Below are 4,142 nucleotides of genomic sequence, written 5' to 3' on the forward strand. Positions count from 1 at the left end.
CCACTAACCACTAACCACTAACCACTAACCACTAACCACTAACCACTAACCACTAACCACTAACCACTAACCACTAACCACTAACCACTAACCACTAACCACTAACCACTAACCAAATCGCCTTTTTTCACCCCACATCTTGATTTTATTTCGAATGTCGCCATATCTATCGGGTGGTTTAATTTTCGTGTTTTTTTGCGGGGTTAAACTAAAGTTTACGGCTGATTTTTAAATTTTCTTGCTGAAATTCCATATCTTCACGCTGAGATGGTTTGATGTTGCGCAGACTCTGGTATGATAGCGCACGAAATAAGCGGTGTTTTGAACAGCGTACAGATAAATTGTTAATTAATATGCTCTACATCATAAGCATAAGCGCATATTAATTATCAATTGTAGAAAGTGGGTTAGCTAACGAGTAGCTAACAAAGAATATATTGTAACGGTTTTATCATGATATCTAATTTATTTACCAAGATTTTTGGTAGTCGCAATGACCGCACTATTAAAAACCTAAGAAAGACGGTCGCACTGATCAATGCGCTTGAAACGCAATTAGAAGCGCTTTCTGATGAAGATCTAAAAGCAAAAACAGCAGAATTTAGAGAGCGTTACGATAACGGACAAAGCCTAGATGATATTCTACCAGAAGCATTTGCTGTGGTACGTGAAGCATCTAAGCGTGTAAATGGCATGCGTCATTTCGACGTACAGCTACTAGGTGGTATGGTATTACACCAAGGCCGTATCGCAGAAATGCGTACCGGTGAAGGTAAAACACTAACAGCAACATTGCCTGCATACCTACGTGGTTTAACGGGTAAAGGTGTTCATGTTATTACCGTGAACGACTACCTTGCAAAGCGTGACGCAGAAACCAACCGCCCATTATTTGAATTCCTTGGCCTAACCGTAGGCTGTAATGTGCCAGGCATGATGCCACAGCAAAAGAAAGTGGCTTACAGCGCCGACATTACTTACGGTACAAATAACGAATTTGGCTTTGATTATCTTCGCGATAACATGGCATTTAGCATTGACGAGCGTGTTCAACGCCCACTTTACTATGCTGTAGTGGATGAGGTGGATTCAATCCTAATCGATGAAGCGCGTACGCCGCTTATTATCTCAGGCCCGGCTGAAGACAGCTCTGAGCTTTACATCGAAATCAACAAGATTGTGCCAGAACTTGAGCTGCAAGAAAAAGAAGACGAAGAAGGCGTTGAAGGCGACGGCGACTTTACTATCGATGAAAAGTCTAAGCAGGTTCATTTAACTGAGCGTGGCCAAATTAAGGTTGAAGAACTACTGATTGAGCGTGGCTTAATCGAAGAAGGTGATTCACTTTATTCAGCTTCAAGTATCACATTATTAAGCCATGTTTACGCAGCACTGCGTGCGCATAAGCTTTATCAAAAAGATGTTGATTACGTTGTTAAAGAAAACGAAGTAATTATCGTTGATGAGCACACAGGCCGTACAATGGAAGGCCGTCGTTGGTCAGAAGGCTTACACCAAGCTGTTGAAGCAAAAGAAGGTGTACGCATTCAAAACGAAAACCAAACATTGGCATCAATCACATTCCAAAACTACTTCCGTTTATACGACACGTTAGCGGGTATGACGGGTACAGCAGACACAGAAGCGTTTGAGTTCCAGTCTATTTATGGTTTAGACACGGTTGTAATGCCAACTAATAAACCGATGATCCGTGATGACCGTGCCGATCTTGTGTATTTAACACAAGAAGAAAAGTACGAAGCCATCCTTGCCGATATTAAAGACTGTCAAGAACGTGGTCAGCCAGTACTTGTGGGTACTATTTCTATCGAAAGTTCTGAGTACTTATCGCAATTCTTACGTAAAGAAAAAATTAAGCACAATGTACTTAATGCTAAATTCCACGCGCAAGAAGCCGACATTGTTGCTGACGCGGGCTTACCTGGCACAGTAACGATTGCCACTAACATGGCCGGTCGTGGTACCGATATCGTGTTAGGTGGTAACTGGCACAGCGAAATTGAAAAGCTAGAAAACCCAACTGATGAGCAAATCAAAACGATTAAAGAAGAGTGGCAAAAGCGCCATGATGCAGTAATCGAAGCTGGTGGTTTACACATCATTGGTACTGAGCGTCACGAGTCGCGCCGTATCGATAACCAGTTACGTGGTCGTTCTGGTCGTCAAGGTGACGCAGGTTCGAGCCGTTTCTACTTATCAATGGATGATGCGTTAATGCGTATCTTCGCAGGTGAGCGCATGACTAACATGATGCGTAAACTGGGCATGCAACGTGGCGAAGCAATTGAGCACCCTTGGGTTAACCGTGCAATCGAAAACGCACAACGTAAAGTTGAAGCGCGTAACTTCGACGTACGTAAACAACTTCTTGAGTACGATGATGTTGCAAACGACCAACGTCGCGTAGTTTACTCGCAGCGTAACGAACTACTTGAAGAAGGCGATATTTCAGAAACTATCACTGCAATCCGCAGCGATGTTCTTAATGGCATGATTGACCAATACATTGCACCGCAAAGCTTAGCGGAAATGTGGGATATTCCAGGCCTTGAAGAACGCTTAAAGCAAGATTTCTTAATTGAACTGCCAATTTCACAATGGCTAGCTGAAGACAGTAAACTTTACGAAGAAAAACTGCGTGAGCGTATCGAAGAAGCCGTTGAGCAAGCATACAAGCAAAAAGAAGAGATGGTGGGCGATTCAGTACTACGTCAATTCGAAAAAGCGATTATGCTACAAAGCCTAGATCAACACTGGAAAGATCACTTGGCTGCAATGGATCATCTTCGTCAAGGTATCCACTTACGTGGTTATGCACAGAAGAATCCGAAGCAAGAGTACAAGCGTGAATCATTCGAGCTATTCTCTGAAATGCTTGAAAACTTAAAAATCGACGTAGTGAGTATTTTAAGTAAGGTTCAAGTACGTGCAGAAGAAGATGTTGAAAAGGTAGAAGAGCAACATCGTCGTAGCGAAAATGCACCACGTGAATACCAACACGAAGAAGCTGAGCACATTGGCGGCGAAACGCCACAAGGTGCTGTAGTTAGCCACCGTGCAGAGCCTAAAGTAGGCCGTAATGAGCCGTGCCCATGTGGTTCAGGTCAAAAGTTTAAACAGTGTTGTGGTAAATTAAAGTAACCAAAACACTGGGATAAAAAGCGACGCTTGCGTCGCTTTTTTTATGATTGAGGAAATATAAAATGACTAAGAAAATAGTGCATGTCGCAGTCGGTGTAATTTATAAAGACCAACAATTATTCATTTGTAAGCGCCCAGACGATAAACACCAAGGTGGCTTATGGGAGTTCCCTGGTGGCAAGGTCGAGCAGGGCGAAAGCGTGTTTGCAGCGTTACAACGTGAGCTGTTAGAAGAAGTAAACCTGACGGTTAATGGCAGTGATGAATTAATGGTTATCGAACACGATTACGGCGATAAATGTGTGCGTTTAGATGTCCATATAGTTGATAACTTTACAGGCGAAGCCCATGGCGCAGAAGGTCAGCAAGGTAAGTGGGTACCCATTAATGAGCTTGATTACTACGTGTTCCCAGCCGCCAACGTCGAAATAGTTGAAAAGATAAAGCAACGTTTTAAATAAGTAACGAGATAAATAAGCAACGAGCTGCGAATTTCGAGGTACGAGCTATACCGAGCTGGTTGTTTAATACCGCTGAAAAGGTTTACTTTTTCGGCGTTAAAACGCCTCCCACGTGTGAGATGTGTGTCACTTGTAGGAAGGGCTTTAGCCGTGAATCTTATAAAAGATGTTGCTGCGCAAACGCGCCATGCAAGCATAACGCCTACGGTTTAATGTAGGCGTGAAATTTATTTCGCGCGAAGAGGTTATAAGCAACGAAGTACGAGAGGCGAGCTAAATTGAGCAGTTTGTTTAATATCGCTGAACAGGTTTGCTTTTTCGGCGTTAAAACACCTCCCACGAGTGCAATGTGTATCACTTGTAGGAAGGGCTTTAGCCGTGAAAGGGTTATAAGTAACGAGTTACGAGAAGCGAGATGCGAGCTTGTATAGTTAAAACGCCTCCCACGTGTGTAGTGTGTGTCACTTGTAGGAAGGGCTTTAGCCGTGAAAGGGTTGTAAGCAACGAGTTACGAAGTAC

General features: G+C 43.2%; 2 protein-coding genes. Both read left to right on the plus strand.

Translation table 11 applies throughout. The features are described 5' to 3' along the window. Nucleotides 1–453: 453 nt before the first annotated feature. Entirely contained in the window at nucleotides 454–3,162 is a 2,709-nt protein-coding gene (secA, locus tag JIG41_RS01820) for a preprotein translocase subunit SecA (RefSeq protein WP_036973239.1), read from the plus strand. A 62-nt stretch (nucleotides 3,163–3,224) separates the two neighbouring features. Continuing rightward, entirely contained in the window at nucleotides 3,225–3,623 is a 399-nt protein-coding gene (mutT, locus tag JIG41_RS01825) for an 8-oxo-dGTP diphosphatase MutT (RefSeq protein ID WP_065979523.1), read from the plus strand. Nucleotides 3,624–4,142: the final 519 nt, after the last annotated feature.

Source organism: Pseudoalteromonas sp. bablab_jr011, assembly GCF_016464045.1.
Lineage (GTDB): Bacteria > Pseudomonadota > Gammaproteobacteria > Enterobacterales > Alteromonadaceae > Pseudoalteromonas > Pseudoalteromonas lipolytica.